This is a genomic window from Limosilactobacillus vaginalis DSM 5837 = ATCC 49540 (genome assembly GCF_000159435.1).
In the GTDB taxonomy this organism is placed as follows: domain Bacteria; phylum Bacillota; class Bacilli; order Lactobacillales; family Lactobacillaceae; genus Limosilactobacillus; species Limosilactobacillus vaginalis.
The window spans coordinates 1-226 of record NZ_GG693498.1; the positions used below are offsets into that span (position 1 = coordinate 1).

A 226-nucleotide genomic window follows, 5' to 3' on the forward strand; every position below is an offset into this window, starting at 1 on the left:
GCGTGCTGGCAGATGGTCTGGTTTCTGTTATCGCCTCCGCTGTCGGTTCATTACCATTAACCACGTTTGCGCAAAATAATGGGGTTATTCAGATGACTGGCGTCGCTTCACGTTATGTCGGGCGAACCATCGCGGTAATGCTGGTTATCCTCGGCTTATTTCCGATGATTGGCGGCTTCTTCACGACCATTCCCTCGGCAGTTCTGGGAGGCGCAATGACGTTGAT

At 52.2% G+C, this 226-nt stretch carries 1 protein-coding gene; it reads left to right on the forward strand.

From position 1 onward, the window contains the following. On the forward strand, nucleotides 1-226 hold a 226-nt coding region (locus HMPREF0549_RS09145; protein WP_040532158.1), incomplete at both ends, for a solute carrier family 23 protein.